Raw genomic sequence first — 25,693 nt, forward strand, 5'->3', positions numbered from 1 at the left:
CCGGTTTCAGCCGGCGTGAAGTGAGAGAAGCATGGCCTTGATGATTACCGACGAGTGCATCAATTGCGACGTGTGCGAGCCTGAGTGCCCGAACGACGCAATTTCGATGGGCCCGGAAATCTACGTGATCGACCCAAAAAAATGCACCGAATGCGTCGGCCATTTCGACGAGCCGCAATGCATTCAGGTGTGCCCGGTCGAGTGCATTCCGCGCGATCCCGAACATCTGGAAACGCCGGAAGGGTTGATGGCGAAGTACCACGCGCTGCAGGCCGACAAGGCCGCGTGAGAGTTGAATGAACGGCGAGGTGTCAGCCTCGCCGTTTTCCCTTTTGCGGCAACGTTTTCCGCTGCGCGCGCCGCCGGTCTATCCCACGTAGGCGCTGAAGATATCGCGCAACGCATCCAGCAGAATGTCGCATTCGGCATCGGTGCCGACCGAGATTCGCAGATGCTGGGCGATTCGTGGCGCATTGAAGTGGCGCACGAAAATCTCCCTTTCCCTGAGCCGCAAAAGAAGCGTTGCCGCGTCGTGGCCTTCGTGGCGCGCGAACAGCAGATTCGCCGCCGACGGCACGACTTCGAAGCCCAGCGCCGTCAGGCCAGCGGACAGGCGCTCGCGGCTCGCGATCACTTTCGCGCAATTGTCTCGGGACCACGCATCGTCCTCATAAGCGGCGATGGCCGCGACCTGCGCCAGCCGGTCGAGCGGGTAGGAGTTGAAACTGTCCTTCACGCGGTTCAGCGCGTCGATCAATTCCCGATTGCCGAACGCGAAGCCGACCCGCATGCCGGCCAGCGAGCGCGACTTCGACACTGTCTGAATGACCAGCAGATTCGGGTAGCGGTCGATCAGTTTGATGGCCGACTCAGCGCCAAAATCCACATATGCCTCGTCGATCACGACGACAGAATCGGTGTTTTTCGCCACCACACGCTCGATGTCGGCGAGCGGCAGCGGGCGTCCGGTCGGCGCGTTGGGATTGGGGAATAACACGCCGCCGTTGGGCGCTGCGTAATCGTCCACGTTGATCGCGAAGCTGTCGTCGAGAGCGACCGTCCGGTAATCGATTTCGAAGAGCCGCGCGTAGGTCGGATAGAAGCTGTATGTGATATCGGGGAACAGCAAGGGTTTATCGTGCTTCAGCAATGCCTGGAAGGTGAGCGCGAGTACCTCGTCCGAGCCGTTGCCCGCGAACACCTGCTCGGGGCGAATGCCGTGATGCGCGGCGACCGTCTCGCGCAGCTTGAGCGAGGTCGGGTCGGGATAGCGCCGCAACGATTCGCCGGCGTCGCCCAGTTCCCGCCGGATTGCATCGAGCACGCGCGGCGACGGCGGATAGGGATTCTCGTTGGTGTTCAGCTTCACGGGGCGTGCAGCGATGGGCTGCTCGCCCGGCACATAGGGCGTCAGACGGCGAACGACGTCACTCCAATAGCGGCTCAAGCGGTTCTCCTGTCGATGGGATGGGGCGGGGCGAGCGACTACGAATTGCGATGCAACTGCATCATCGCCCGTTCGAGCTCGCCCTTGATGATCTGCGGCATCACGGCGAGCGCGCGTTCGACCGACGCGTCGATCGCGTCCTGCTCTTCCCGCCGCGGCGGCTTCAGCACGTAATTGGCGACATCCGGCTTGGCGCCGGCGCGCGCGCTTTCGGGAATCAGGTCACGCGGATGGCCGATGCCGATCCGCAGCCGCCAATATTGCTGCGACGACAGATGCGCGGTGATGTCCTTCAACCCGTTATGGCCGCCGCTGCCGCCGCCGAGCTTCAGCTTGACGCTGCCTGGCGGCATGTCGAGTTCGTCGTGAACAACCAGAATCTCGTCGGGGAGAATCTTGAAGAACTGCGCAACGGCGACAACCGACTGACCCGAGCGGTTCATATACGTCTGCGGTTCCAGCAGATGCACTTCCTCGCCGTGAAGCCGCGCCTTCGCATAGAAACCGTGGAAGCGCCGTTCATCGCGCAACGTCGCGCCCGCTTCGCGCGCCAATTGATCGACCAGCCAGAAGCCGGCGTTGTGGCGAGTCGCGGTATATTCGGCGCCCGGATTGCCGAGCCCGACGATCAGCTTGATCATGATTGCGTAGGTCCGTCTGACTCAGGCGTTGAACGCGGCCGAGCCGAAAAAAACCGAAAAAAAACCCGCCGGGGCGAACCTCGGCGGGTCACATCGACCGTTTCATGGAAACGGCTCGAGAGGATTTGCTCGCTCAGTGCAGCTCAGGCAGCCGGCGTTTCGCCTTGGCCTTCCGCAGCAGCCTCGCCTTCAGCGATTGCGCCAGCCGGGATCGTTGCAGCAGCGACCACCGGGTTTTCCGCTTCGAGGTGAGCGACCAGCGCCACGCCTTCCGGCAGCTTCAGGTCTTTTGCGTGCACCGATTGACCCGCTTCGATCGTTGCCAGATCGACTTCGATGAATTCCGGCAGTGCCGACGGCAGGCACTCGATTTCGATTTCATTGATGACGTGCGAAATCACCGCGCTCGACAGCTTCACTGCCGGGTTGGTTTCCTGGTTCAGGAAGTGCAGCGGCACCTTGGTGTGCAGCTTCTTCTTCGCGTCGACACGTTGGAAGTCCACGTGCAGCACGAGCTGACGGAACGGATGGTATTGCACGTCGCGCAGCAGAACCTGTTGCGACTTGCCGCCCACTTCCAGTTCGAGAATCGACGAATGGAAAACTTCTTTCTTCAGCGCGTGCCACAGCGCGTTGTGGTCCAGTTCGACCAATTGCGTTTCAGCACCAGCGCCATATACGATGCCCGGGGTCTTGCCCGAGTTACGCAGGCGGCGGCTCGCACCCGTACCTTGCAAATTACGCTCGAAAGCGACTACTTTCATGTTGAATCTCCAATGCACCGCCCGCGACCAGGCAGTAAAAACGGGGCCTCCAAGCCGTTACGGCTGAGGCCCCCGAACTGCGGCACGAACCTTCGTTCGTTCGCGCCGATTGTGCAAAAGCGCGGCGTGCATTAGTGCAACGCGCGCCGCGCCTTCGCAAATACTTAACTTTCAGCGAACAGCGACATCACCGAATCGCCGCGGCGAATCCGCGAGAACGTTTCGGCCAGCAGGCCAGCGCTGGTCAACGAACGGATCTTCGCGCAGGAGCGGGCTTCGTCGCCGAGCGGGATCGTGTCGGTGACAACGAGTTCGTCGAGTGCGGAAGCCGCGATGCGCTCGCCAGCACCGCCCGACAGAACCGGGTGGGTAGCGTACGCGAACACCTGCTTCGCGCCACGTTCCTTCAAAACCTGAGCCGCCTTGCAGAGCGTGCCGGCGGTGTCGACCATATCGTCCATGATCACGCAGGTACGGCCTTCGACTTCACCGATGATGTTCATCACTTCGGCAACGTTCGCCTTCGGGCGACGCTTGTCGATGATCGCCAGATCACAATTCAGTTGCTTCGCCAGGGCCCGGGCACGCACCACCCCGCCGACGTCCGGCGAGACAACCAGCAGGTCCTCGTAGTTCTGCTTGCGCAGATCGCCGAGCAACACGGGCGTGGCGTAAATGTTGTCGACCGGGATGTCGAAGAAGCCTTGAATCTGGTCGGCGTGCAGATCCATCGTAATGATCCGCTCGACGCCGGCGATTTCCAGCATGTTCGCCACGATCTTCGCCGAGATGGCGACGCGCGCCGAACGCGGGCGTCGATCTTGACGGGCATAGCCGAAATAGGGGATGGCGGCAGTGATCCGGCCAGCGGATGCGCGCTTGAGCGCATCGACCATGATCATCAGTTCCATCAGGTTGTCGTTCGCCGGCGCGCAGGTGGACTGCAGAACGAAGACATCCTTGCCACGCACGTTTTCCTGAATCTCGACCTGGATTTCACCGTCCGAGAAACGGCTAACCATGGCTTTGCCGAGGGGAATACCGAGGATTTTGACGACTTCCTGTGCAAGCGCGGGATTTGCGTTGCCAGTAAAAACCATCAGGCCGTCATGGCTGCTCATCGTGCACCTGCTTCAGGCTGGGGGCGAGGGGAAATGCGAGAATTTTTGGCAGGGGAGAAAGGATTCGAACCTTTGCATGCCGGAATCAAAATCCGGTGCCTTAACCAGCTTGGCGACTCCCCTACACTAACTTTGAGCTCCGCCGAACGTGGAGTTTCGTTCGACGATGCAAAACTTATGACGCGAAAGCAAAGAGTGGATGCTGATCGAGACTGGCGGCCACTGCGCTGTTCCATTCGCCTGGCAGTGTGGCTTGCACCGCTTCTGCCTCGGCTTTACTACGGAACGCTGCAAAAACACTTGCACCTGATCCAGACATCCGCGCTGGCGCGACGTTTTCAAACCATCGCAGCACTTGCGCTACTTCCGCGTATTTTCCTACGACAACCTGCTGCATGTCATTCCGGCCAAAACTTTCCGGCCATTCAGTATTGCAGCTAAGTTCTGCAGGAAAGTCCGTAATTCTGAGGGGTTTTGAATCTCTTGTCAACGTTTTTTCAGAGAAAATCGCTGCGGTCGGAACATGAACCCTCGGCGTCACTACCAGGAAATGACGCGGCGGCAATTGTACAACGTCTAATGTTTCTCCGACACCCTGCGCGAATGCATTTTTCCCAAAAATAAAAAACGGCACGTCCGCGCCGAGTCTTAACGCCAGCGCCTGCAATTCCGGCCGCGGCAGGTCGAGTTTCCACAAACGGTTTAGCGCAAGCAGCGTGGTGGCCGCGTCGGAGCTGCCGCCGCCGAGACCCGCGCCCATTGGCAGACGTTTCTCGATTTCGATGTCGACGCCTTCCGGTGAGCCCGTATGCGCCTTGAGCAGCGTTGCGGCGCGCACGGTGAGGTCGTGTTCGGGCGGCACGTCGGCGATTTCGGTGCTGCGCGTGATCAAGCCGTCGTCGCGCCGCCTGAAGTGCAGCGTGTCGCCCCAGTCGAGCAACTGGAAGACCGTTTGCAGCGTGTGATATCCGTCCGGCCGGCGGCCGGTGATGTGCAGGAAGAGGTTGAGTTTCGCTGGCGCGAGGCAATCGCGCAGCGAGTCGGTCGTTTCGATCATGAGTCTGGGCTACATGCGCCAAAGTGGCGCCGACGAAGCGGCAGGGTCGCGCGACGCGGCGCGGGTTACTGATCCAGCACGAGCTTGATGTCGAGCGGCGGCTCGGCACGGCTCAGGTTCACGCGCTTCACGCCGGTGGCGGGCGCGTCGGCGTAGGCCAGATAATCGATTGTCCAGCCGTCCTGTGTGATCTGCTTCAGATGCGACGGTTGCTCCGGATCCTTCTCCGTCCTGGCGCGCGAGGTGGGCGCCGGCGACGGCTGCAGCCAGTAACGCAAGCCTTCGACCGGCAGCGAGAAGCCGAGCGCGTTCTGCATGAGCGTGGATACGTTATCGGCGGTAAGCGGCTGGCGGTTCGGCAACTCGAGCGTGGCCGAACCGGGCGAAGAAGTCACGATCGCGAGAGTCTGGCCGAGCGGATTGCGCAATTGCAGGGAGACGGTGTCGCCCGTTTCCTGCCAGGAGAAGTTGCCGTAAGCGTTGCGCTGCTGGCCGTTCTGATCGTTGTACTGGATCGCGAAACGGCCCAGGTAGGCACGGCTCGTCTGAGCGGTGACGGCAGTCGCGGCATTCGACGTGGACGGCCCTTGCGGTTTCACCGACGCACAACCGGCCAGCGCGACAACCGCTGCAGCCACGAGTCCGAGCGCCGCGCCGCGCGGCGCCCGGGAACGGGAAATCAAACGGGAAAGACGCATCAAAGATCGTTTACCTGAAGACGTTGCAGCGTTTTAACAAGCGTGTCGTTATCCGGTTCGAGCTTGCGCGCATCGCGGAAAGCGGCGCGAGCCTGGTCCTGCGCGCCGGTTTTCCACAACACTTCGCCGAGATGTGCGCCGATTTCGGCGTTCGGCTGGATGTCGTAGGCTTTGCGCAGCACCTTGATCGCGTCCGACGTATTGCCCATCCGGTATTTGACCCAGCCCACGCTGTCCATGATGAATGCGTCGTTCGGTGCCAGCGACGATGCCTTCTCGACCAGCTTGTCCGCTTCCGCGAGGCGCTGATTGCGATCGGCCAGTGAATAGCCGAGCGCGTTATAGGCCTGGGGATTGTCGGGCTGACTCTGGATCAGCTTGCGCAACTGCGCTTCCATGACATCGAAGTGGCCGTTCTTTTCGGCGGCCATCGCGTAATCGTAGGTGAGGTCAGGATCGTCGGGAAAGGCCGCGGTGACTTGTTGCAGGCGCTTTTCCGCTTCCGGATAGCGCTTTGCGTCGAACAGGATCGCCGCGTCGGTGCGCGCAAGCAGCGCCTGGTCGCGCGGATCGGGCGACTGAAGACTCGCCAGCAGCTTGCGGGCGTCGTCGGTCTTGCCCTGCTTGGCGAGCAATTGCGCGCGCGTGACCTGGGCGGGCATGTATTGCTGGCTCGACGGCGAAATCTTGTTCAGCCAGTCGCCCGCCGCCGCTTCGTTTTTCTGTTCGAGCGCCAGTTGCGCCAGATAGATATACGCCTGGCCCGGATCGGCGCCCGGCGTTTTCTCGGCTTGCTGCGCGTATTGAGTCAGATACGTTTGCGCTTCGTTGAAATTCTTTTGCTGGATCTTGATCAGCGCGAGCGCCATCAGCGGCGTGAGGTCGTTCGCATTGTTCTTGTGCATGACCTCGAACTGCTTCTGCGCGTCGTCCAGACGGTCGCTCGCGAGGTACATCTGTGCGAGCGCGAGGCGCGCGTCGTGCGATTTCGGATTCTGCTGCACGTACTTTTCGAGCGACGCGATGCCTTCCTTGCGCTCCTCGGGACCCATTTGCGACAGCATCAGCGCGGCCGGCAAATAGTCGGGCTTGAGCGTGAGCGCCTGTTCGAGCGACTTGCGCGCGCCCGGCGCGTCGTCCGATACGAGCTGCTGGCGTGCGACGGCCAACTGCGCTTCCGGCCGGTTCATGTCGTTCTTCAGCAAATCCTGCAGCACATGCAGGCCGCCGATGCGGTTGGGGCCGCGCGAGATCAGCAGTTGCAACGCCAGCATCGCGCTGCCGCGATTTTCCGCAGGCACTTTCGCGAGTTCGCGGGCGAGGAGCGGCGAAGCTTCGTCGGGCTTGCCGGACAGCACGAGCAGCGATGCGTCGAGTTGTGCGGCGCGTTCCGAATCCGGCGCATATTGCTGCCACAATTGCGCGGCGGCCAGCGCATCCGATGGACTCTGCGCGGCCAGCGCGATTTCGGTGGCGCGTTGCGCCATGCGCGGATCGTGCGTGTCGCGCGCGAGCGCGAGATAAGTCTGGTAGGCGGGCGCGGGCTGATCGCGTTGCAGCGCGACTTCGGCGGCGAGCACCTGGAATACGATCTGGCTCGACAGCGCGAGCCTGGGCAGCGACTTCTGCTCGTCCGCCGAGGGCGGACCGAGCGGGTCCGCCAGTGCGACGGAGGTGTCGTCCGAGCCGGGTGAAGGGTCCTGCGCGTATGCGGGCACCGCGGACAACGCCCAGACCGCGAGCGCGGCCGCGCCGAGCACCCGCCGGGCGGACACGGCGTGCGGCACGCGGGATGCGCTAGCCGGGCGCTTCGAAAACAGCTTCACGAAGGACAAGTTCATGGAAATCCGTTCAATGTTTCGGACGATTGTAACGCGCTCGCTACAATACGCGCACACCACTCACGCAAGTTGCAGACCAGTCAGACATGCCAGAGTTGCCAGAAGTTGAGGTTACCCGACGGGGAATCGAACCGTATGTGTCCGGCCGCAAGGTTGAACGCGTCGACGTGCGTACGCCCGCGCTGCGTTGGCCGATTCCCGCCGACCTTGCGAAAACCTTGCGTGGCCACGTGGTGCGCAAGGTCGAGCGGCGCGGCAAGTATCTGCTGTTCGAGATCGACGCCGGCTGGTTCATCGTGCATCTTGGCATGACCGGCACGTTGCGCGTGCTGCGTCACGTGCCGCATCCGCCTGCTGCCGCGAAACACGATCACATCGACTGGATCTTCGACGAATTCATTTTGCGCTATCGCGATCCCCGGCGCTTCGGCGCGGTGCTGTGGCATCCTCGCGAAGCCGGCGACGTGCTCGTGCATCCACTGCTCGCGAGCCTCGGCGTCGAGCCGTTTTCGCCGGCGTTTTCCGGCGCGCTGATGCATCGGCTCACGCGCGGGCGCAAGGTTTCGGTGAAGCAGGCGTTGCTGGCCGGTGAAATCGTCGTGGGCGTGGGTAATATCTACGCATCGGAGAGTCTGTTTCGCGCGGGCATCCGACCGACCACCGCGGCGGGCCGCGTCTCGCTCGTCCGTTACGATCTGCTGGCCGACGCCGTGCGCGTGACGCTCGCCGCCGCGATCGAGAAGGGCGGCAGCACATTGCGCGATTTCGTCGGCAGCAATGGCGAAAGCGGTTACTTCCAGCTCGATTATTTCGTCTATGATCGCGCGGGGCTGCCATGCCGCGTGTGTGGAACGCCGATCAAACAGATCGTGCAGGGGCAGCGCTCCACGTATTTCTGTCCCACCTGTCAGCGCTAATTTCAATGCCCTCTCGCTTATCTCCGCGTTCGTCCCCATCGGCCGCACGCCAAGCCCCCGCGTTTGCCGCGATGTCCGATTTTTCCGCGCGGCTGATTGCGTGGCAGCGCCAGCATGGCCGTCACGGTTTGCCGTGGCAGAACACCCGTGACCCGTATCGCATCTGGCTGTCTGAAATCATGCTGCAGCAGACCCAGGTGTCGACGGTGATTCCGTACTACGCGAAGTTTCTGGCGCGTTTTCCCGATGTTGCGGCGCTGGCCGCCGCGCCCGTGGACGATGTGATGGCGCTGTGGGCCGGCCTTGGCTACTACACGCGTGCGCGCAATCTGCATCGTTGCGCGCAGGCCGTGGTCGAGCAGCATGGCGGCGCGTTTCCGGCATCGGTGGATGAGCTTGCGGCGTTGCCGGGCATCGGCCGCTCGACGGCGGCGGCGATCGCGTCGTTCGCCTTCGGCGCGCGCGCGACGATTCTCGACGGCAATGTGAAACGCGTGCTGGCGCGCGTATTCGGCGTGGAAGGTTTTCCAGGTGAAAAGAAAGTCGAGAACGCGATGTGGACGCTGGCGGAGTCGCTGCTTCCGTCGAATGCATCGGACGACGACGTGAGCGCCTACACGCAAGGTCTGATGGACCTCGGCGCGACGCTCTGCGTGCGCGGCAAGCCGGACTGCCTGCGTTGCCCATTCGCCGCCGACTGCGTGGCCAATCTGAGCGGACGCCAGCGCGAATTGCCCACCGCGCGGCCGAAGAAAACCGTGCCGACGCGCCGCACATGGATGCTCGTGCTGCGCGACGGCAACGCGGTGATGCTGGAAAAGCGCCCGCCGTCAGGCATCTGGGGCGGCTTGTGGAGCCTGCCCGAAGCCGCCGGCGAAGACGCGCTCGTCGAGCGTGCGCGCGCCTTCGGCGGCGATGGAACGGTTTCGCCGCTGGCGCCGCTCACGCACGTATTCACGCATTTCAAGCTGAATATAGAGCCGCGAATCGCCGAACTGGATCGTGGGGCGGGCGCGTTGGCCGCGCTAGCCGATTCCGACACCGCGTGGGTCGCGCTAAGCGATCTCGACTCGTTCGGTGTGCCAGCGCCGGTGCGCAAACTGCTGGACGGTTTGCAGGGTTCGCTGATCTGAACGAATCCGGCAAAACAACAAGCGCCAGCGCTTCAAAGCAGTTGATGCTGCTGCATATAGTGATGAACCACGTCGATGCGCGCGCCGGCGTCCTGCACTTCCATCAATTTCTGGCGCGCGCGCAGCGCGATCGGCAGCACTTCCGCGAGACGGTTCGACACCCATGAAGGGTCCTCGAGCCTGAACGGCTCCGCGAACGGCAGGCTGTCGGGGTCCCGTTCACGGATCGTTGCGATGATCCGCTCGAGCACTTCGGCGCACGCGCCGAATTTGGCCAACTGGTCGTTGCCCTCGAGCGGCATGTCGTCGCCGAGCGGCTCCGCCATGCCGACCAGCAAGCCGCTCGACTCCACGCGATGCGACAGCAGACGGAAGCGCCGCGTGCCGCGTGCGCGGATCAGCAGCATGCCGAACGCTTCGACGTCGCATTCCTCGATTTCGGCAAGACAGCCGATTGCTTCGGGTACCGACGGCTCTTCTTCACGCGCCACCTCGGCACCGCTTTTCAGCAGACAGACGCCGAATGGCGTCTTTTCGCGCAGGCAGTCGCGCGCCATGTCGAGGTAGCGCGCTTCGAAAATCTTGAGCGGCAGCAGTCCGTCGGGAAACAGCACCGTATGCAGCGGAAACAGCGGCAAATCGGCAAGCACAGTAGAAGAAGACATGGCGCAACGCTTCGAGTTGAGGCCGCGCGATGCGGCCAGTTAAGCCACTAATCTCGATGACTGACCGGCATCTACCGGCGCATCCCTGTGCCGCACAATCACATTCGCCGAAGGCGCGAGACGCGCGGCGAGCGTCTCCGCAATGAACACCGAGCGGTGCTGGCCGCCCGTGCAACCGATAGCGACCGTCAGATAACTGCGGTTGTCGTCACGGAAATGCGGCAGCCATTTGGCGAGGAATTTCTCGATGTCGTCGATCATTTCATGCACGAGCGGCACTGCGTCGAGAAAATCGATCACCGGTTTGTCGAGGCCCGTGAGGGGCCGCAATTCATGATCGTAGTACGGGTTCGGCAGCGTGCGCACGTCGAAAACGAAATCGGCGTCGAGCGGCACGCCGCGTTTGAAGCCGAATGACTCGAACATCAGCACGAGTCCCGCGTCTTTCTGCTCGATGAAGCGTTTGACCCACGCGCGCAGCACGTTCGCGCGCAGATTGCTGGTGTCGATCTGATGCCCGAATTCGGCGAGGCCCGCCACGAGTTCGCGTTCGCGTTCGATCGCTTCCGCGAGCGAGGTGAGCAGGCCCACATCCGCATCGTGCGCGGTGGAACCGGATAGCGGATGGCGCCGACGCGTTTCGGAGAAGCGCTGAATCAGCGACTGCGTGCTCGCGTTCAGAAACAATACGCGCACGTCGTGAGCGCGCGACAGGTCGCGGATCATGGCGGGCATTTCGTCGAGCGAAGCGCTCGAGCGCGCGTCGATGGCGACGGCGAGGCGGTCTTGCCCGTCCACGGCGAGGTAATTGGCGAGTTGCGGCAGAAAACGCGGCGGCAAATTGTCGACGCAGTAATAGCCTGCGTCTTCAAGCGCGTTCAGGGCAACTGACTTGCCGGAGCCGGATATACCGGTGATCAGGATTATGCGCATGGAGTCGTGGGATCCGTACATTTCATCATAGCATCTGGTCCCCCGTGCGCGTACCCGCGGCTGCCGGTGGCCGCGGGCGCGACGTGGTGCAGCCAGCCTAGATCAATTTGCCGGGGAACTGGCTATCGGGGTCTTGCATCGCCAGACGCTGGCGATCCATGAAGTCACGCAACGTGTCGATGCCGCGCAGTTGCAGGATGGTGTTGCGCACGGCAGCTTCCACCAGCACCGCGAGGTTGCGGCCGGCGGCCACCTGAATCGTCACTTTGCTGATCGGCAGGCCGAGTACGTCGACGGTTTGACTCTCCAGCGGCAGCCGCTGAAATTCGCCGTCGGGACGGCGTACCAGTTGCACGATCAGCTTGAGCTTCATTTTGCGGCGGACCGCGGTTTCACCGAAGATCGTCTTGATGTCGAGCAGGCCGAGGCCGCGCACCTCGAGCAGGTTTTGCAAGAGCGGCGGGCAGCGCCCTTCGACGAAATCCGGGCCGAGCCGCACGAAGTCCACCGCGTCGTCCGCGACGAGGCCGTGGCCTCGGCTGATCAGTTCCAACCCGAGCTCGCTCTTGCCGAGGCCCGAGTCGCCGGTGAGCAGCACGCCCATGCCGAGGATGTCGAGAAACACGCCGTGCAGGGTGGCGCGCGGCGCGAGGATGCGCGACATGTAGAGGCGCAGGCTGTCGATCACCGCGGCGGCCGACATTGGCGTAGTGAAAAGCGGCGTGGACGAGCGCGTGCAGCGCAGCACGAGTTCCGGCGGTGCGGCGACCCCGCCCGCTACCACCAGAAACGGCGGTTCCAACGCGATCAGCTCGGCCATGTGGCGCGAGCGGTCTTCGTCGGTTTGGCGTGTGTAATAGTCGATTTCGGCGTCGCCGAGCACCTGGATCCGGTTCGGGTGGATCAGGTTCAAGTGGCCGACGAGGTCTGCGCTCGACGTGGCATTGGCGACCGATTCCGAAGAAAAGCCGCGTTCCCAGCCTTCATGCCCCGTCAGCCAGCTCAGCTTCAGCGTGGCGGCGTTGTCGTCGAAAATGCTTTGGGCGTTGATGCTGGACGTATCCATGAGTCAGTGACTCCAGTGTGGGCCGCGTGCCGGGCAAGGGGGCGGCCGCGCTAACGCGGGCCGTGCACCTTCCCAGGCTGAACCCGCGTGCTGGCGGGTGACCGGCGTGCGGAGAACCGCCGATGCATCAAGGTTGCCACTGAGTGAGCAGGCGATGCAACGATTCGCGGTCTGCTTCCGTGTGCAGGCGCTCGCGGGCCTCGCGGTCGGACAACAACTGGGCGATTTCCGAAAGGATTTCGAGGTGCTGCTGGGTGGCCTGTTCCGGTACCAGCAGGAAGATCAGCAGCGAGACCGGCTGACCGTCAGGCGATTCGAAGGGAATGGGTTCGGCAAGACGCACGAACGCGGCGAGCGGCTGCTTCAAGCCTTTGATTCGGCCATGCGGAATCGCGACGCCCTCGCCGAGCCCCGTCGATCCGAGGCGCTCGCGCGCAAACAGATTGTCAGTGACTGTGCTGCGGGCGATGCCGTTCTGGTTCTCGAAGATCAGGCCCGCTTGCTCGAACACGCGCTTCTTGCTGGTGACCGATAGTCCGACGACGACGTTCTCGAGGGGAAGAAATTTGGCTAAACGATTCATGTTGACAGGCGAAAACGTGGCCTGGGTTCTCCTCGCTGGGGCATTTGAGTGGTGTTCCATTCGTTTGATGCTCACGGCGACGTACGTGGAGCCCGAAAGCGCAGGACTCCGGCCGACGACCTCCATGTGAACTAACTAGACCCCGATGGTAACCGGAACATTATAGAACAGGGTAGCCGCCGATGGTGCGGCGCGCCATCGATGCCCGATAGGTTTATTCGAAGAACAACTCGTGCCGCGCCGCCGCACCAGAAAGGCGCCTGGAAACGAAAAACCGCCCGGTCTTGGGCGGTTTGGCTGGTGAAAACGGAAGCGAGGAAAATGAAGAAAACCTTCTAATTTTCCTATTGCGGCGGCACGTCTAGCAGCGGCGCCGGTTGGTACTTGATCGCCTCATGCGCATGGCCCTGCAGACGATCTTTGTGGCGTATCACTTGTCGGTCAAGCTTGTCGATCATCAGATCGATCGCAGCGTAAAGATCGCTGTCACAGCTCTCGACAAAAATGTCCTTGCCCTTGAGATGAAGGTTGATTTCAACCTTTTGACGCTTTTCCTTTTCCTTATGGTTGTCGACCGAGAGGACCACACTGCCGTCGATGACCTGATCGAAATGTCTTAGCACCCTATCCAGTTTGGTGATCACGTATTCGCGCAACGCAGGCGTTACTTCGAGGTGGTGTCCACTGATCTGCAGATTCATAGTGCTTCTCCAAGCTAATGGCCGCTTGGTCCACACGATGACGTAGGTCCGGTCGATCTGTCGGCTTGCCTGAGTCGCCCCCCGGTGACTGACTTCTGGCAGGTCGCATCGGCCGGCCTGTCCGCCAAACTGCGGAGCGGCCGGTAAATGCCCGCCACGGAAGGCGACGGGCTACAGAGACTTGCGCAGGTTGACTGCCGGAATCTTGAGCGCTTCGCGGTACTTCGCAACGGTACGCCGTGCGACCACGAAGCCCTGTTCCGCCAGCAGTTCGGCTATGCGGCTGTCTGAGAGAGGCGATTTCGAGTTTTCCGCTCCTATCAGTTGTTTGATGAGCGCGCGAATGGCCGTGGAAGAAGCCGCGCCGCCCGTGTCTGTCGAAACGTGTGATCCAAAGAAGTACTTAAATTCAAGCGTCCCGAATGGGGTCAGCATGTATTTACCGGTTGTCACACGCGAGACAGTTGACTCGTGTAGACCCAGCGTATCAGCAATTTCCCGCAAAACCAAGGGGCGCATGGCAATTTCGCCGTGCACAAAAAAGCTCTTTTGACGCTCGACAATGGCTTGCGCGACCCGGAGGATCGTTTCGAAACGTTGCTGGATATTTTTGATCAGCCAGCGCGCTTCCTGCAGTTGCTGGCGCAACGATCCGCTGCCGGGATCGCCGCGGTTATTGCGCAAAATATTCGCGTACAGGTGGTTGATGCGCAGCTTCGGCACCACTTCCGGATTCAGTTCGGCCTGCCACCCCTGAGCCGTCTTGCGCACCATGATGTCCGGCACCACGTAGTCCGCTTCGGCCTTGCCGTAGGCGGCGCCGGGGAACGGTTCGAGCGAGCGGATCAGCAGGTGGGCATCGCGCAGGTCGTCGTCGCTTGCCTTCAGATGTTTGCGCAGACGCGTGAAATCACGGGCCGCGAGCAGTTCCAGATGATGCGCGACGATCTCGAGCGCGAGCGTGCGGGTAGGAGACGGTTCGAGCCGCAGCAATTGCAGCTTCAGACACTCCGACGCCGAACGCGCGCCAACTCCCGCCGGGTCGAAGCTATGCAGCAGCGCGAGGGCCGCGTTCAGTTCATCCAGGTCGACTTCGAGTTCTTCCGGCAGGTCGGCCAGCACTTCTTCGAGCGTGGCGGCGAGGTAGCCGTCGTCGTCGAGCGATTCGATCAGGAAGGTGATCAGCGCCCGGTCGCGTTGGCCCGCCTGAGTGACGCGCAATTGCGCCATCAGGTGGTCGCGCAGCGAGGTGCTCGATTCGTGGATCTGCAGCGGGGGCAAATCGTCGTCGTCGGACGCATTGCCGGAGCGGCCGTAGTCGTCCAGATTCCATTGCGACGCGTCGCCGTTGCTGTCGCTCGCGAGACCGTTGTATTCGTCGACGCCCTGCGGCTCGCCGTTCTCCGCGCGCTCGCTGCTGCTGGACGATGACGACGCATTGCCGCCCATCTGATCGGGCGGCGGTGAGGAGTTGGGCGACTGGGCAATCAGCGAGCCGTCGGCCGCCACGCGCAGGGGGCTCGCGATCCAGTCGTCCTCGTTTTCGAGGAGCGGATTCTGCGAGATCGCCATGGCGACTTCCTGCTGCAGTTCGAGCGTAGACAGCTGAAGCAGCCGGATGGACTGCTGCAGTTGCGGGGTCAGCGCAAGATGCTGCGATAGGCGGAGTTGGAGGCTGGCTTTCATGGCAATTTGAGATTCATTGTAGAGAGTTTGCCACGACCGCGATACCTTGCGACATTCGCAATTACGCGTGCACCGCGTTTTCGGCGGTGCTGGGCGCGAAACGGCCCAGATCAAAAGTGCTGCGGGGTGCGTGCAAAGGGACCGGCGGGTGGCGCGTTGGCACCGCCGGCAATCCCGTCGTCGCTTACATGCGGAAGTGCTCGCCCAGGTAGACGCGCCGCACGCTTTCGTTTTCGATGATTTCGCTCGGCGCACCGGCGGCCAGCACGCTGCCGTCGCTGATGATGTAGGCGTGGTCGCAGATGCCGAGCGTTTCGCGCACGTTGTGGTCGGTGATCAGCACGCCGATATTGCGCTGCTTCAGAAACTTGACGATTTTCTGGATTTCCAGCACCGCGATCGGATCGACGCCCGCGAACGGCTCGTCGAGCAGGATGAAGCTGGGGTTGGTGGCCAGCGCCCGTGCGATTTCGACCCGGCGACGCTCGCCGCCCGACAGGGACAGCGCCGGATTCTCGCGCAAATGAGCAATCTGCAACTCATCCAGCAAGGCTTCCGTGCGGTTCGTGATGGCCTCTTTCGTGAGCCGCTTGCCGTTGTCTTCGTGCTGCAACTCCAGCACGGCGCGAATATTTTCCTCGACGGTCAGCTTGCGGAACACCGAGGCTTCCTGCGGCAGATACGACAAGCCCAGCGACGCGCGCTTGTGGATCGGCAGCAAGCTGATCGACTTGCCGTCCAGGTCGATTTCACCCGCGTCGAGCGGCACGAGGCCGACGATCATATAGAACGATGTGGTCTTGCCCGCGCCATTCGGGCCGAGCAGGCCGACCACTTCGCCGCTTTTCACGTCGAGCGACACGTCTTTGACGACCGTGCGCGAGCCGTAACGCTTCTTCAGGCTGCGCACCACCAGCGAACTGCTGGTGCCGGCCGGCTTACGATTGGGGAGGGACGCGGAAGAGCTCACTGGTTCGGCGCTCCCTGGATCGTGGTGGACGGCGCGAGCGTGGCCGACGCGCCGTTCAGCGCAGCCGCGCCGCCGTTGCGCGGCGCCAGCATCGCGCGCACGCGGCCGCTCGGGTTGCCCGGGCCGGCGACGTCCTTGCCCGCCTTGGCGGTGTAGAAGTCTTTCTGGCCGTCATACGTGATGACGCTGCCGCGCACCTGGTCCATCACCGTCGAGAGGCCCTGCAGGCGCTTGACCGTGGCGTTGGTGGTGAGCGTGGTGAGATCCTGCTTGCCGTCGTAGTCGATGCGGATAGCCGTGCCTTCGATGTATTCGTCGAGCCCCTCGCGTTTCTGGCGGAAATACGACAGATTGCCGCCGCTCGAGGTGCCGGTGGCGTACTGATAGCCCTGCGGGTCTTGCGTCACTTCCACGCGATCGGCCTTGATCACGATGGTGCCTTTGGTGGCGACCACGTGGCCGGTGAAGACGTTGACCTGCTTGAGATCGTCGTAAGTCATGTTGTCCGCTTCGACGTTCAGCGGCTTGTCCTTGTCGGCGCGGTCGGCGTGCGCAAGCGGCGCGAAGCCGGCGAGCGGCAACGCGACGATGAGCGCGGCGAGTCCGGCGCGGCACGCGGACAGGGTACGCGAGCGGCCGGTGTCAAAACGGGGGAACGATTCGTTCATGCAGTCACGCCTGGAATGGATTTACCCGGGTTGCTTGGGCGAGTTGCCGCCGGCTTCGGACGCGGCGATCGCGCCTTTCACGTTGCCGAACAGCTTCATCACCCGGGTGACGTTGTTGTAGTTCATGCCGCTGGCCGTCATCACGGACATGCCGCGCTGAAGTTTAACCGGCTTTTCGGTCTCGATCACATCGTCGTTGACCAGCACCCTAAAATGCTGCGAATCCGCCTGCATCTGCGGATCGCCGTTGCCGGGCGCCCGCAGGATGCGTGCGTTGTCGTATAGATCGACGATCGACGCGTCGCCGTTCACCTTGCCGATGTCGCCGGTTGCGGTGACGATCGGCTTGCCGGGCTGGAACGCGCGCATGGCGGGTTTCACCAGGTCGCTCAGTTCGTCGTCTTCGTAATGGATCAGTGACTGGGCCGTCAGGCGGTATTGCGTGGAGCCGGACTGATCGAGTTCGGAAACCGAGAAGTTCTCGGCAAAGTAATCCGGCGTGTGTTCCTTGGGACGCACCACGCCTTCGTTCTGGCGCGGCAGCGTGGCTTGCAGCAGCCACCACGTAATGCCGGCGAGCGCGGCCATCGCGACGAGCGGAATCAGCGACGTCAGGCGAAACTGATTCATCCGACGAGACCCCGCTGTTCGCCGCTACAGGCCGCCGCGAGCAGTGCCTCGTATTTGTGCTGCGCGCGCAGCAGTGTGTCGCAGACTTCGCGCGCCGCGCCGTGACCGCCGCGCGCTTCGCTCACCCAATGAGCGCGCGCGATCACTTCAGGATGCGAATTGGCCGGCGCCGCCGCGAAGCCGACCCTGAGCATCACGCCCAGGTCGACCCAGTCGTCGCCCATGTAGCCGCATTCTTCCGGGCTCATGCCGGTTTGCTTCAACAGGTCCGCGAATGCCTGGGGTTTGTCTTGCACGCCCTGATAGACATGGGCGATGTTCATCTCTTTCGCGCGCGCCGCGACGATGCCCGACTGGCGCCCTGTGATGATCGCCGTTTCGATGCCGGCCTGGCGCAGCAGCTTCATGCCGTGGCCGTCCATCGAGTTGAACGCCTTCATCGTGTCGCCTTCCGCCGTGAACAGCAGACCGCCGTCGGTCAGCACGCCGTCGACGTCGAAAATCATCAGCTTCACGCGGCTCGCGCGTTCGGTAGCGGTAGGCGGGGCGACGGCCATCAGATCACCTTCTTCGAGAACAGATCGTGCATGTTGAGCGCGCCGATCAGCTTGTGTGCTTCGTCGACGACCAGCATCTGATTGATGCGGAAGCGTTCCATCAGTTCAACGGCTTCGACGGCGAGGTGGTCCGGGCCGATGGTGCGCGGCCCCGCGGTCATCACCGAGGAGATCGGCAGATTGCGGAAGTCGCCGTCACGTTCGAGCACGCGGCGCAAGTCGCCGTCGGTGAAGATGCCGGCCACGCGGTCGTCCTGATCGACGATCGCCGTCATGCCCATGCGCTTGGCGGTCAACTGGAACAGCGCGTCGCGCACGGTGGCCTCGGGCGTGACCTTCGGCACCTGGTCGCCGGTGCGCATCACGTCGCGCACATAGGTGAGCAGACGCCGGCCGAGCGCGCCGCCCGGATGCGAGCGGGCGAAATCGTCGCGGCCGAAACCGCGCGCGTCGAGCACCGCGACCGCGAGCGCGTCGCCGAGCGCGAGCGCTGCGGTCGTGCTGGCGGTGGGCGCGAGATTCATGGGACAAGCTTCTTTCGCCACGGCGGAATTCAGGTGCACGTCGGCCAGTTGCGCAAGACTCGACGACGGGCGTCCGGTCATCGCAATCAGCTTCGCGCCGAGCCGCTTGATGAGCGGCAGGATTGTCACGAGTTCCTCGGTTTCACCGGAGTTGGAGAGCGCGAGAAACACGTCGTCGGCGGTGACCATGCCGAGGTCGCCGTGGCTTGCTTCAGCGGGATGCACGAAGAAAGCGGGGGTGCCGGTGCTGGCGAGCGTGGCCGCGAGCTTGCGCGCCACGTGGCCGGATTTGCCGATGCCGGAAACCACCACGCGCCCACGGCAACCCAGGATGAAATCGACCGCCCCGACGAAGCCATCGTCGAGTTGATCGCGAAGCGCGCGCACCGCGTCCGCTTCGATGTCGAGCACGTCGCGAGCGAGCGCGAGTGCCCGGTCGCCATTGATTTTCGCTATCATTCGCGGAGTATAGCAAAGGCGCTTGTTCGCCGCGCCGGGCCTGCTGTGCAAAGCCGCTACCTTTGACGGCCCCTCAACCTTGTCGCACGGCGTGTCGCGTGCGCGGTTCCGCTGACGAACGAGGACGCTTCACCCATGCGCTTTTGCCGATGATTTCCCCGCTCGAAATGACGCTGTTCCTGCTGCTGGCTTCAGTCGCGGGCGTGGTGCTTTTTCGCTTTCTGAATCTTCCGCCGATGCTCGGCTATCTGACGGTCGGCATCGTCGTGGGGCCGCACGCGCTAGGTCTGATTCCCGACTCGGCGGGTGCGCAGAACCTCGCGGAATTCGGCGTCGTGTTCCTGATGTTTTCGATCGGGCTGGAGTTTTCGCTCGCGAAGCTGCGCTCGATGCGCCGGCTTGTCTTCGGTCTCGGTCTATTGCAGGTGCTCGGCACCATTGCCGTTGCGGTCACGCTCGGCTTCGTGCTCGAGCGCTGGGTGCATATCAGGTGGCAGGCGAGCGTGGCGCTGGGCGGCGCGCTGGCGATGTCGTCCACGGCGATCGTCAGCAAGATGCTCGCGGAGCGGCTCGAGATCGAAACAGAGCATGGCCGCAATATCTTCGGCGTGTTGCTGTTCCAGGATCTGGCCGTGGTGCCCCTATTGATCGTGATCGCGGCGCTGGGCGGCAATTCCGAGGATCTCATGAGCGCGCTCGGGCTCGCGGCGATCAAGATCGTCGTGGCGTTGGCGCTCCTGCTGATAGTCGGGCAGCGCTTCATGACGCGCTGGTTCAACGTGGTCGCGCGGCGCCGCTCGCAGGAACTGTTCATTCTCAATCTGTTGCTGGTGACGCTCGGCGCGGCGTTCATCACCGACAAGTTCGGCCTGTCGCTCGCGCTCGGCGCGTTCATCGCCGGCATGTTGATCGCCGAAACACCGTACCGGCATCAGGTGGAAGAGGACATCAAGCCGTTTCGCGATGTGCTGCTCGGTCTTTTCTTCGTCACCACCGGCATGCTGCTGAATCCGCGCGTGATCTGGGAGCATCCGTTCATCGTGCTCGGTTTCCTGGTCGGCCCGCTTCTGCTCAAGGCGGTGATGGTGATGGGGCTGTCGCGCCTGTTCGGCGCGTCGCCGGGCGTGGCGATGCGCACCGGCATCGGCCTCGCGCAAGCGGGCGAGTTCGGCTTCGTGCTGCTGAACCTGATCCTCGACAAGCATCTCGTCGACGCCACGCTGTTGCAGGCGATTCTCGCGGCGATGCTGCTCTCCATGCTGGCCGCGCCGTTCCTGATTCAGAATGCTGACCGTATCGTGCTGCGGCTGTCGTCGACTGAATGGATGATGCAGTCGTTGCAGATGACGCGCATCGCCACGCAGAGCCTGAAGCAAAGCGGCCACGTGATTATTTGCGGCTATGGCCGCGCCGGCCAGAATCTCGCGCGCATGCTGGAGCATGAAGGTTTGTCGTACGTCGCACTGGATCTCGACCCTGACCGCGTACAAGCCGCGGCGGCAGCCGGCGAATCGGTCGTGTTCGGCGATGCCGGGCGGCGCGAATCGCTGCTCGCCGCGGGTATCCATCGCGCGGCGGCGATCGCGATCACCTACGCCAACACGCCGTCGGCATTGCGCGTGCTGCACAACATCCACGAGATGGAACCGACGCTGCCCGTCATCGTTCGTACCGTCGACGACGCCGATCTGGAAAAGCTGCTGGCCGCGGGCGCGACCGAGGTGATTCCGGAAATCGTCGAGGGCAGCCTGATGCTGGCGTCGCACACGCTCGTCGTGATGGGCGTGCCGATGCGGCGCGTGGTGCGGCGGGTCGAGGAAATGCGCGACGAGCGCTATGCGTTGTTGCGCGGCTATTTCCACGGCGCCGACGACATGGACGACGACGACGGCCACGAACAGGTGCGGCTACAATCGGTTCCGGTCGACGAACACGCGGACGCGGTGGGCCGCACGCTCGCGGAATTGGGCCTGTTCGATCTGGGCGTCGAAGTGACGGCGATTCGCCGGCATGGCATTCGCGGCGTCGAGCCGGACCCGTCCACCAAGCTGCGCGCGAGCGATATCGTGGTCTTGCGCGGTCTGCCTGAACAGTTGGCGCAAGCCGAGGAGCTGCTGTCGAAGCACCGGCGCGCGGGCGCCGCCGCAGCCTGACTTGCCTTTCACCGGACCCGCGAGGTCCATCCGGAGACAACATGCCCAACGCGCTCGCGAGCGCGCCGCTCGATGCGGCCGACTACATCAAAAGCCACATTCGCACGGTGCCTGACTGGCCGCAGCCGGGCGTGCAGTTTCGCGACATCACGCCGCTTCTGCAGGAGCCGAAGTCGCTGCGCGTGCTGATCGACCTGTTCGTGCAGCGCTATATCGACGCGAAGCTCGACTACATTGCCGGGCTCGACGCGCGCGGTTTCATCATCGGGCCGATTCTCGCGTACGAGCTGAATCTCGGTTTCATCCCGATCCGCAAGCAGGGCAAGCTGCCGTATAAGCGCGTCTCGCAGTCGTACGCGCTCGAATACGGCGTGGCGACCGTCGAGATTCACGAGGACGCCTGCAAGGCGGGCGACCGCGTCGTGATCATCGACGATCTGATCGCCACCGGCGGCACGATGATGGCCGGCAAGATTCTGCTCGAGGGGCTCGGCGCGGTCGTGGTGGAAGGCGCGGCGATTATCGATCTACCGGAACTGGGCGGCTCGAAGCTACTGCGCGACGGCGGCCTGCCGCTCTACACGGTGACCGCATTCGACGGTCATTGACCGTTCGCCGCGAACCCTCTTTCGCGCACGCTGCACACAAGGAAGGTAACAACGATGCCCAACTTTCTGTTGTTTCTCGCCACGTCGGTCGCCATCACCATGGCGCCTGGTCCGGATAATCTGCAAGTGCTCGCCCGCGGCATCTCGCAGGGCCGCGCGGCGGGGCTGGTCGCGGCGCTCGGTTTCGCGGCCGGCATCACGTTTCACACCACGCTTGCAGCGCTCGGCGTCGCTGCGTTGCTGCGCTCCTCGCCGCTTGCCTTCGAGGCGATCAAGCTGGCGGGCGCCGCGTATCTGATCTGGATCGGCGTGAAGGCGCTGCGCAGCCAGGGCCTCGCCACCGCGCATGAGCGTGCGCCGCAACCGCTGATGGCCGTGTTTCGCCAGAGCGTGCTCGGCAATCTGCTGAATCCGAAGGTGACGCTGTTCTTCGTCGTGTTTCTGCCGCAGTTCGTGCAGCCGCACGGCACGCAAAGCGTCACTGTGCAGATGCTCGAACTCGGCGCGCTGTTCATGTTGCAGACCGTGGTGGTGTTTTCGCTGTTCGGCGTGTGCGCGGGGATCATCGGCGGCTGGTTGAAACGGCGGCCGCGCGTCGGCGTGTGGCTCGACCGCCTGGCCGGTGCGACGTTCATCGCGATCGGGATTCGCGTGGCTTTGCGCGATTGAGCGTCGCGGACACCGCTGAAAACAGTTGGAGCTTCACATGACCTTGCCTTGCATCACCGCCGCGCGCCGCTTCGACGTTCACGCACATCTGCCGTTCTGGATCGACGCGGAGCAGGTCGGCTGGATTCGCTCGACCGATGTGCCGCTGCTCGCGCGCTGGCCCGATGTGTTCGACATCGACAGCGCCCGCGTGACCCTGACGCCAATCTTCAACACGATCGATCTGCGCAGTGCGGCGCTCGGCTCCGTGATCGGCGCACTCGCCGCCGAAGGCCGCATTCCTGGCTGGCGCAACGAGACTTACGCGATCCGCAATGGGTTCGATGCGAAGCCGCTCGCGTATATCGAGCGGGCCGCGTCGCGCTTCTTCGGCACGATGACGTACGCGGTTCATCTGAACGGCGTCGTAGAATACGCGGATGGCGCGCCGCAACTGTGGATCGCGCGCCGCAGCGACACCAAGGCGACCGATCCGGGCATGCTCGACAATGTGGTGGCCGGCGGGATCGGCTGGGGCTTCGGCATCGAGGCGACGATCGTCAAGGAATGCTGGGAAGAAGCCGGCATCCCGGAAGAGATCGCCGTGCGCGCCGTGGCGGGCCGCACGGCTCATGTACTGCAATCGTTGCCGGAAGGCACGCAGGCCGAACAGATCTTTATCTACGACCTCGCGCTGCCGGCCGATTTCGCACCGCGCAACCAGGACGGCGAAGTGGGCGAACACCGGCTCGCGCGCATCGACGAAGTGGCGCGCTGGATCGAGGAAGGCGCAATGACGGTGGACGCGAGTCTCGCCACGCTGGATTGTCTGCTGCGCCGCGGTTGGATCGATGCAGACGCGTGTCCGGGCATCGACACGTTGTTCGCACCGCGACGTTCGCATAAGCGCCCGCGCGAGCGACCCGCGCGCTGAAGTACCACTGCACCGTTGGATCTGAATCGCGCTATCGGGCAGCACACACCGAACGAACCACGCATTGAAGAAGGGAGTCACCCAGGTCATGTCGACCGATCACAGCTTTATCCTCAAACTGTCGTGCGCCGACCGGCCCGGCATCGTCCACGCGGTTTCCGGCTTTCTGTTCGAGCGTGGCAGCAATATTCTCGACTCGGCGCAATTCGGCGACAGCCGCACCGGCGAATTCTTCATGCGCGTTCATTTTCAGCAGGTGGGCGGCGATCCGGGGCTGGAGGCGCTGCGCGCGTCGTTCGCCGCGCTCGCTGAACAGTTCGGCATGCGCTGGGAGTTGCACGATGCGTCGGTGAAGCCGCGTGTGGTGATCATGGTGTCGAAAATCGGCCATTGCCTGAACGACTTGCTGTTCCGCTATCGCACCGGTCAACTCGGCATCGAGATTCCAGCGATCATCTCGAATCACAAAGAGTTCTATCAACTCGCCGCCAGCTACGACATTCCGTTCCATCACTTCCCGCTGCTGGGCGGCACGCCCGAGGCGAAGGTCGCGCAGGAAGCGCGCGTGCTCGAAGTGATCGACGAGCACCAAGCCGATCTGGTCGTGCTCGCGCGCTATATGCAGATTCTGTCGCCGAAACTGTGCGAAGCGCTCGCGGGCCGCGCGATCAACATTCACCATTCGTTCCTGCCGAGCTTCAAGGGCGCGAAGCCGTATTACCAGGCATTCGACCGCGGCGTGAAGCTGATCGGCGCAACGGCCCACTACGTGACGACGGATCTCGACGAAGGTCCGATCATCGAGCAGGAAGTGGAGCGGGTCGATCACAGCATGACGCCGGAGCAACTGACGGCGATCGGCCGCGACGTCGAATGCGTGACGCTCGCACGTGCGGTGAAGTGGCACGTCGAGCATCGCGTCGTATTGAACGGCAGCAAGACGGTGGTGTTCCGCTAAAAGCAGCCGACGCGCTTGCGGTGGCGGGGGCCCGACTTTCCCCCAATGCTGCAAGCGTGTGCGCCGGAAGCGACCTTTCCCCGAGAACTACGCCACGGACCTGCCGCCGTCCCGCATGCGACTTGCGTTTTGCGCCGAACGGCGGCGCGCGTTCAGCTTCTTCAGCCAGATCAGCAGTCCCGTCGCGCTCAGCACGGCGACCGCGATGCCGACCGCGCTAATCAGAATCCGCCCGCCGATACCCAGAATGCGCCCCGAATGCAGCGGGTACTGCACCTGCATGAAGATGTCGCCGGCCGTGCCCTTGCCGGGAATCTGCGCGCCGAGCGGCTTGCCGGTGGCGGCGTCCCAATACATCCAGGGATTACCCAGGCCGATATCGCCGTGATCGTTGCCGGTCGCGTAGAAGCCCACGCCATAGGCGTGGAGGAACTCCGCGTAGTAGAGGCCGCCAGGCGGTGCGTTGAGATTACGCGCCTTGCCGGCTGCCTCGGCCAGTTGCACGATGCGCTCGCGGCTCAGCACTTGGTCCCCAGGCTGCGGGGCGCGCAGGATTTCCGGATTGTTGATCGGGTCCGGCGTCAGCGTCGAGAACAGCGACACGATTGGCCGCACGACAGGCGCCGCGAGATTCATCGACACCGACGTCAGCGCGACGATCACCAGCAAGCCCCAGATCCAGACGCCGCCGGAGCGATGCAAATCGAAGGTGAGCGCATAGCCGCCGCGTCCGAAGCGAAAGGCGAACGACTTGCGCCACGCCTTCAGACTAGGGAACGACAGCCATAGCGCGATCACGCTATCGAACAGCCACACGATCCCGACAATGCCCATCAGCCAGACGCCGATATCGACGCCGCCGGTAAACGGCAAGTGCAGCGTGTAATGCAGTTTGTAGATGAAGGGAATCAGATTGAGCCGCGCGAGCGATACCGCACCCCATTCGCGACGTCCCTGAATCTCGCCGGTGGCGGGATCGACCGCGATCTGGTTGAAGTCGAGTGTGTAAGGCTGTTTGGTCGCGGGATTGGTGCGCGGCAGCACCATCATCTGCAACGTGCGGCCGGGTTCGGCGGCAAGCGGCAGATACGTCACCTGGAGACGCGGATCGGCGGCTTCCACGCGACGTGCCAGTTCAAGTCCGGAGAGCGCGGGGCCAGCGGTACGGGCCTTGAAGAACGATGGGTTCAGCGCCGCATCGAGTTCATGATCCCACGCGATGATCGCGCCGGTGAGGCCCGCGACGAACAGAAACAGCGCCGTGGCGACACCGAACCAGCGGTGCAGACGGATGAGTTGCTGCCTCATACGCGAGCCGGAGGGGTAAAGCG

At 63.1% G+C, this 25,693-nt stretch carries 27 protein-coding genes and 1 tRNA gene; 8 read left to right on the forward strand and 20 right to left on the reverse strand.

The window, feature by feature from the left end; genetic code table 11:
- Positions 1 to 31 precede the first annotated feature (31 nt).
- Complete coding sequence (locus tag ACOCG7_RS32440) at positions 32 to 289, forward strand: YfhL family 4Fe-4S dicluster ferredoxin (protein WP_073429402.1); 258 nt, start codon at positions 32 to 34, stop codon at positions 287 to 289.
- A 78-nt stretch (positions 290 to 367) separates the two neighbouring features.
- Here the strand turns inward: ACOCG7_RS32440 and hisC are convergent, their stop codons facing one another.
- The 8 genes from hisC to ACOCG7_RS32480 form a co-directional block, all read right to left on the reverse strand.
- Positions 368 to 1,447, reverse strand: coding sequence for a histidinol-phosphate transaminase (hisC, locus tag ACOCG7_RS32445; protein WP_114161832.1), 1,080 nt, complete (start codon positions 1,445 to 1,447; stop codon positions 368 to 370).
- Positions 1,448 to 1,485: 38 nt separating this feature from the next.
- Entirely contained in the window at positions 1,486 to 2,088 is a 603-nt protein-coding gene (pth, locus tag ACOCG7_RS32450; protein WP_114161833.1) for an aminoacyl-tRNA hydrolase, read from the reverse strand.
- A gap of 143 nt (positions 2,089 to 2,231) precedes the next feature.
- Positions 2,232 to 2,852 (reverse strand): 50S ribosomal protein L25/general stress protein Ctc, encoded by a 621-nt coding sequence (locus tag ACOCG7_RS32455; protein WP_073429405.1) that lies wholly within the window; start codon positions 2,850 to 2,852, stop codon positions 2,232 to 2,234.
- A gap of 164 nt (positions 2,853 to 3,016) precedes the next feature.
- Positions 3,017 to 3,973, reverse strand: a complete 957-nt coding sequence (locus ACOCG7_RS32460; protein WP_073429406.1) for a ribose-phosphate pyrophosphokinase — start codon at positions 3,971 to 3,973, stop codon at positions 3,017 to 3,019.
- Positions 3,974 to 4,019: 46 nt separating this feature from the next.
- Positions 4,020 to 4,096: transfer RNA gene (locus ACOCG7_RS32465), tRNA-Gln, on the reverse strand.
- A 52-nt stretch (positions 4,097 to 4,148) separates the two neighbouring features.
- The gene (gene ispE, locus ACOCG7_RS32470) at positions 4,149 to 5,030 is read right to left on the reverse strand and encodes a 4-(cytidine 5'-diphospho)-2-C-methyl-D-erythritol kinase (protein WP_073429407.1); all 882 of its coding nucleotides are present in this window, start codon (positions 5,028 to 5,030) and stop codon (positions 4,149 to 4,151) included.
- A 65-nt stretch (positions 5,031 to 5,095) separates the two neighbouring features.
- Positions 5,096 to 5,728 (reverse strand): lipoprotein insertase outer membrane protein LolB, encoded by a 633-nt coding sequence (gene lolB, locus ACOCG7_RS32475; protein WP_073429408.1) that lies wholly within the window; start codon positions 5,726 to 5,728, stop codon positions 5,096 to 5,098.
- Positions 5,728 to 7,569, reverse strand: coding sequence for a tetratricopeptide repeat protein (locus tag ACOCG7_RS32480; RefSeq protein ID WP_083084711.1), 1,842 nt, complete (start codon positions 7,567 to 7,569; stop codon positions 5,728 to 5,730). Before ACOCG7_RS32480 ends, lolB begins: the two co-directional genes overlap by 1 nt.
- A gap of 86 nt (positions 7,570 to 7,655) precedes the next feature.
- Between ACOCG7_RS32480 and mutM the strand changes: the two genes are divergently transcribed.
- Together mutM and mutY are read left to right on the forward strand one after the other, a co-directional pair.
- The gene (gene mutM / locus ACOCG7_RS32485) at positions 7,656 to 8,486 is read left to right on the forward strand and encodes a bifunctional DNA-formamidopyrimidine glycosylase/DNA-(apurinic or apyrimidinic site) lyase (protein ID WP_114161834.1); all 831 of its coding nucleotides are present in this window, start codon (positions 7,656 to 7,658) and stop codon (positions 8,484 to 8,486) included.
- Positions 8,487 to 8,491: 5 nt separating this feature from the next.
- A complete protein-coding gene (gene mutY / locus ACOCG7_RS32490) occupies positions 8,492 to 9,619 on the forward strand; it encodes an A/G-specific adenine glycosylase (protein ID WP_208645231.1) in 1,128 nt (375 codons plus the stop codon).
- Positions 9,620 to 9,651: 32 nt separating this feature from the next.
- On the opposite strand, the gene ACOCG7_RS32495 is transcribed toward mutY, so the two are convergent.
- The 11 genes from ACOCG7_RS32495 to kdsD form a co-directional block, all read right to left on the reverse strand.
- Positions 9,652 to 10,284 carry an LON peptidase substrate-binding domain-containing protein gene (locus tag ACOCG7_RS32495; RefSeq protein ID WP_073429412.1) on the reverse strand — a complete coding sequence of 211 codons (633 nt, stop codon included), beginning with the start codon at positions 10,282 to 10,284 and terminating at the stop codon, positions 9,652 to 9,654.
- A 39-nt stretch (positions 10,285 to 10,323) separates the two neighbouring features.
- Complete coding sequence (rapZ, locus tag ACOCG7_RS32500; RefSeq protein WP_073429413.1) at positions 10,324 to 11,217, reverse strand: RNase adapter RapZ; 894 nt, start codon at positions 11,215 to 11,217, stop codon at positions 10,324 to 10,326.
- 97 nt (positions 11,218 to 11,314) lie between these two features.
- Complete coding sequence (gene hprK / locus ACOCG7_RS32505) at positions 11,315 to 12,283, reverse strand: HPr(Ser) kinase/phosphatase (protein ID WP_073429414.1); 969 nt, start codon at positions 12,281 to 12,283, stop codon at positions 11,315 to 11,317.
- A gap of 127 nt (positions 12,284 to 12,410) precedes the next feature.
- Positions 12,411 to 12,926, reverse strand: a complete 516-nt coding sequence (locus ACOCG7_RS32510; RefSeq protein WP_073429415.1) for a PTS sugar transporter subunit IIA — start codon at positions 12,924 to 12,926, stop codon at positions 12,411 to 12,413.
- 284 nt (positions 12,927 to 13,210) lie between these two features.
- Complete coding sequence (gene hpf, locus ACOCG7_RS32515) at positions 13,211 to 13,567, reverse strand: ribosome hibernation-promoting factor, HPF/YfiA family (protein ID WP_073429416.1); 357 nt, start codon at positions 13,565 to 13,567, stop codon at positions 13,211 to 13,213.
- A gap of 171 nt (positions 13,568 to 13,738) precedes the next feature.
- Positions 13,739 to 15,253 carry an RNA polymerase factor sigma-54 gene (locus tag ACOCG7_RS32520; protein ID WP_073429417.1) on the reverse strand — a complete coding sequence of 505 codons (1,515 nt, stop codon included), beginning with the start codon at positions 15,251 to 15,253 and terminating at the stop codon, positions 13,739 to 13,741.
- A 184-nt stretch (positions 15,254 to 15,437) separates the two neighbouring features.
- The gene (lptB, locus tag ACOCG7_RS32525) at positions 15,438 to 16,223 is read right to left on the reverse strand and encodes an LPS export ABC transporter ATP-binding protein (RefSeq protein WP_073429418.1); all 786 of its coding nucleotides are present in this window, start codon (positions 16,221 to 16,223) and stop codon (positions 15,438 to 15,440) included.
- On the reverse strand, positions 16,220 to 16,891 hold the full coding sequence (gene lptA / locus ACOCG7_RS32530) for a lipopolysaccharide transport periplasmic protein LptA (RefSeq protein WP_073429419.1): 672 nt from the start codon (positions 16,889 to 16,891) through the stop codon (positions 16,220 to 16,222). The genes lptB and lptA overlap by 4 nt, the downstream gene beginning before the upstream one ends.
- Positions 16,892 to 16,912: 21 nt before the next feature.
- A complete protein-coding gene (lptC, locus tag ACOCG7_RS32535) occupies positions 16,913 to 17,521 on the reverse strand; it encodes an LPS export ABC transporter periplasmic protein LptC (RefSeq protein WP_073429420.1) in 609 nt (202 codons plus the stop codon).
- Positions 17,518 to 18,078, reverse strand: a complete 561-nt coding sequence (locus ACOCG7_RS32540; RefSeq protein ID WP_073429421.1) for a KdsC family phosphatase — start codon at positions 18,076 to 18,078, stop codon at positions 17,518 to 17,520. The genes lptC and ACOCG7_RS32540 overlap by 4 nt, the downstream gene beginning before the upstream one ends.
- Positions 18,078 to 19,061 (reverse strand): arabinose 5-phosphate isomerase KdsD, encoded by a 984-nt coding sequence (gene kdsD / locus ACOCG7_RS32545; RefSeq protein WP_073429422.1) that lies wholly within the window; start codon positions 19,059 to 19,061, stop codon positions 18,078 to 18,080. Before kdsD ends, ACOCG7_RS32540 begins: the two co-directional genes overlap by 1 nt.
- A 149-nt stretch (positions 19,062 to 19,210) precedes the next feature.
- Between kdsD and ACOCG7_RS32550 the strand changes: the two genes are divergently transcribed.
- From ACOCG7_RS32550 to purU, 5 genes are all read left to right on the forward strand, one after another.
- Positions 19,211 to 21,214, forward strand: coding sequence for a monovalent cation:proton antiporter family protein (locus tag ACOCG7_RS32550; RefSeq protein WP_073429423.1), 2,004 nt, complete (start codon positions 19,211 to 19,213; stop codon positions 21,212 to 21,214).
- 41 nt (positions 21,215 to 21,255) lie between these two features.
- Entirely contained in the window at positions 21,256 to 21,822 is a 567-nt protein-coding gene (locus ACOCG7_RS32555) for an adenine phosphoribosyltransferase (protein WP_073429424.1), read from the forward strand.
- Between the two features lie 54 nt (positions 21,823 to 21,876).
- The gene (locus ACOCG7_RS32560; protein ID WP_073429425.1) at positions 21,877 to 22,491 is read left to right on the forward strand and encodes a LysE family translocator; all 615 of its coding nucleotides are present in this window, start codon (positions 21,877 to 21,879) and stop codon (positions 22,489 to 22,491) included.
- A gap of 37 nt (positions 22,492 to 22,528) precedes the next feature.
- Positions 22,529 to 23,404 (forward strand): NUDIX hydrolase, encoded by an 876-nt coding sequence (locus tag ACOCG7_RS32565; RefSeq protein ID WP_073429426.1) that lies wholly within the window; start codon positions 22,529 to 22,531, stop codon positions 23,402 to 23,404.
- An 88-nt stretch (positions 23,405 to 23,492) separates the two neighbouring features.
- On the forward strand, positions 23,493 to 24,362 hold the full coding sequence (purU, locus tag ACOCG7_RS32570) for a formyltetrahydrofolate deformylase (protein WP_073429427.1): 870 nt from the start codon (positions 23,493 to 23,495) through the stop codon (positions 24,360 to 24,362).
- Between the two features lie 87 nt (positions 24,363 to 24,449).
- Here the strand turns inward: purU and ACOCG7_RS32575 are convergent, their stop codons facing one another.
- Positions 24,450 to 25,670 (reverse strand): PepSY-associated TM helix domain-containing protein, encoded by a 1,221-nt coding sequence (locus ACOCG7_RS32575; RefSeq protein WP_073429428.1) that lies wholly within the window; start codon positions 25,668 to 25,670, stop codon positions 24,450 to 24,452.
- Between the last annotated feature and the right edge of the window lie 23 nt (positions 25,671 to 25,693).

The sequence above is a fragment of the Paraburkholderia sp. DD10 genome (assembly GCF_049177125.1).
In the GTDB taxonomy this organism is placed as follows: domain Bacteria; phylum Pseudomonadota; class Gammaproteobacteria; order Burkholderiales; family Burkholderiaceae; genus Paraburkholderia; species Paraburkholderia terricola.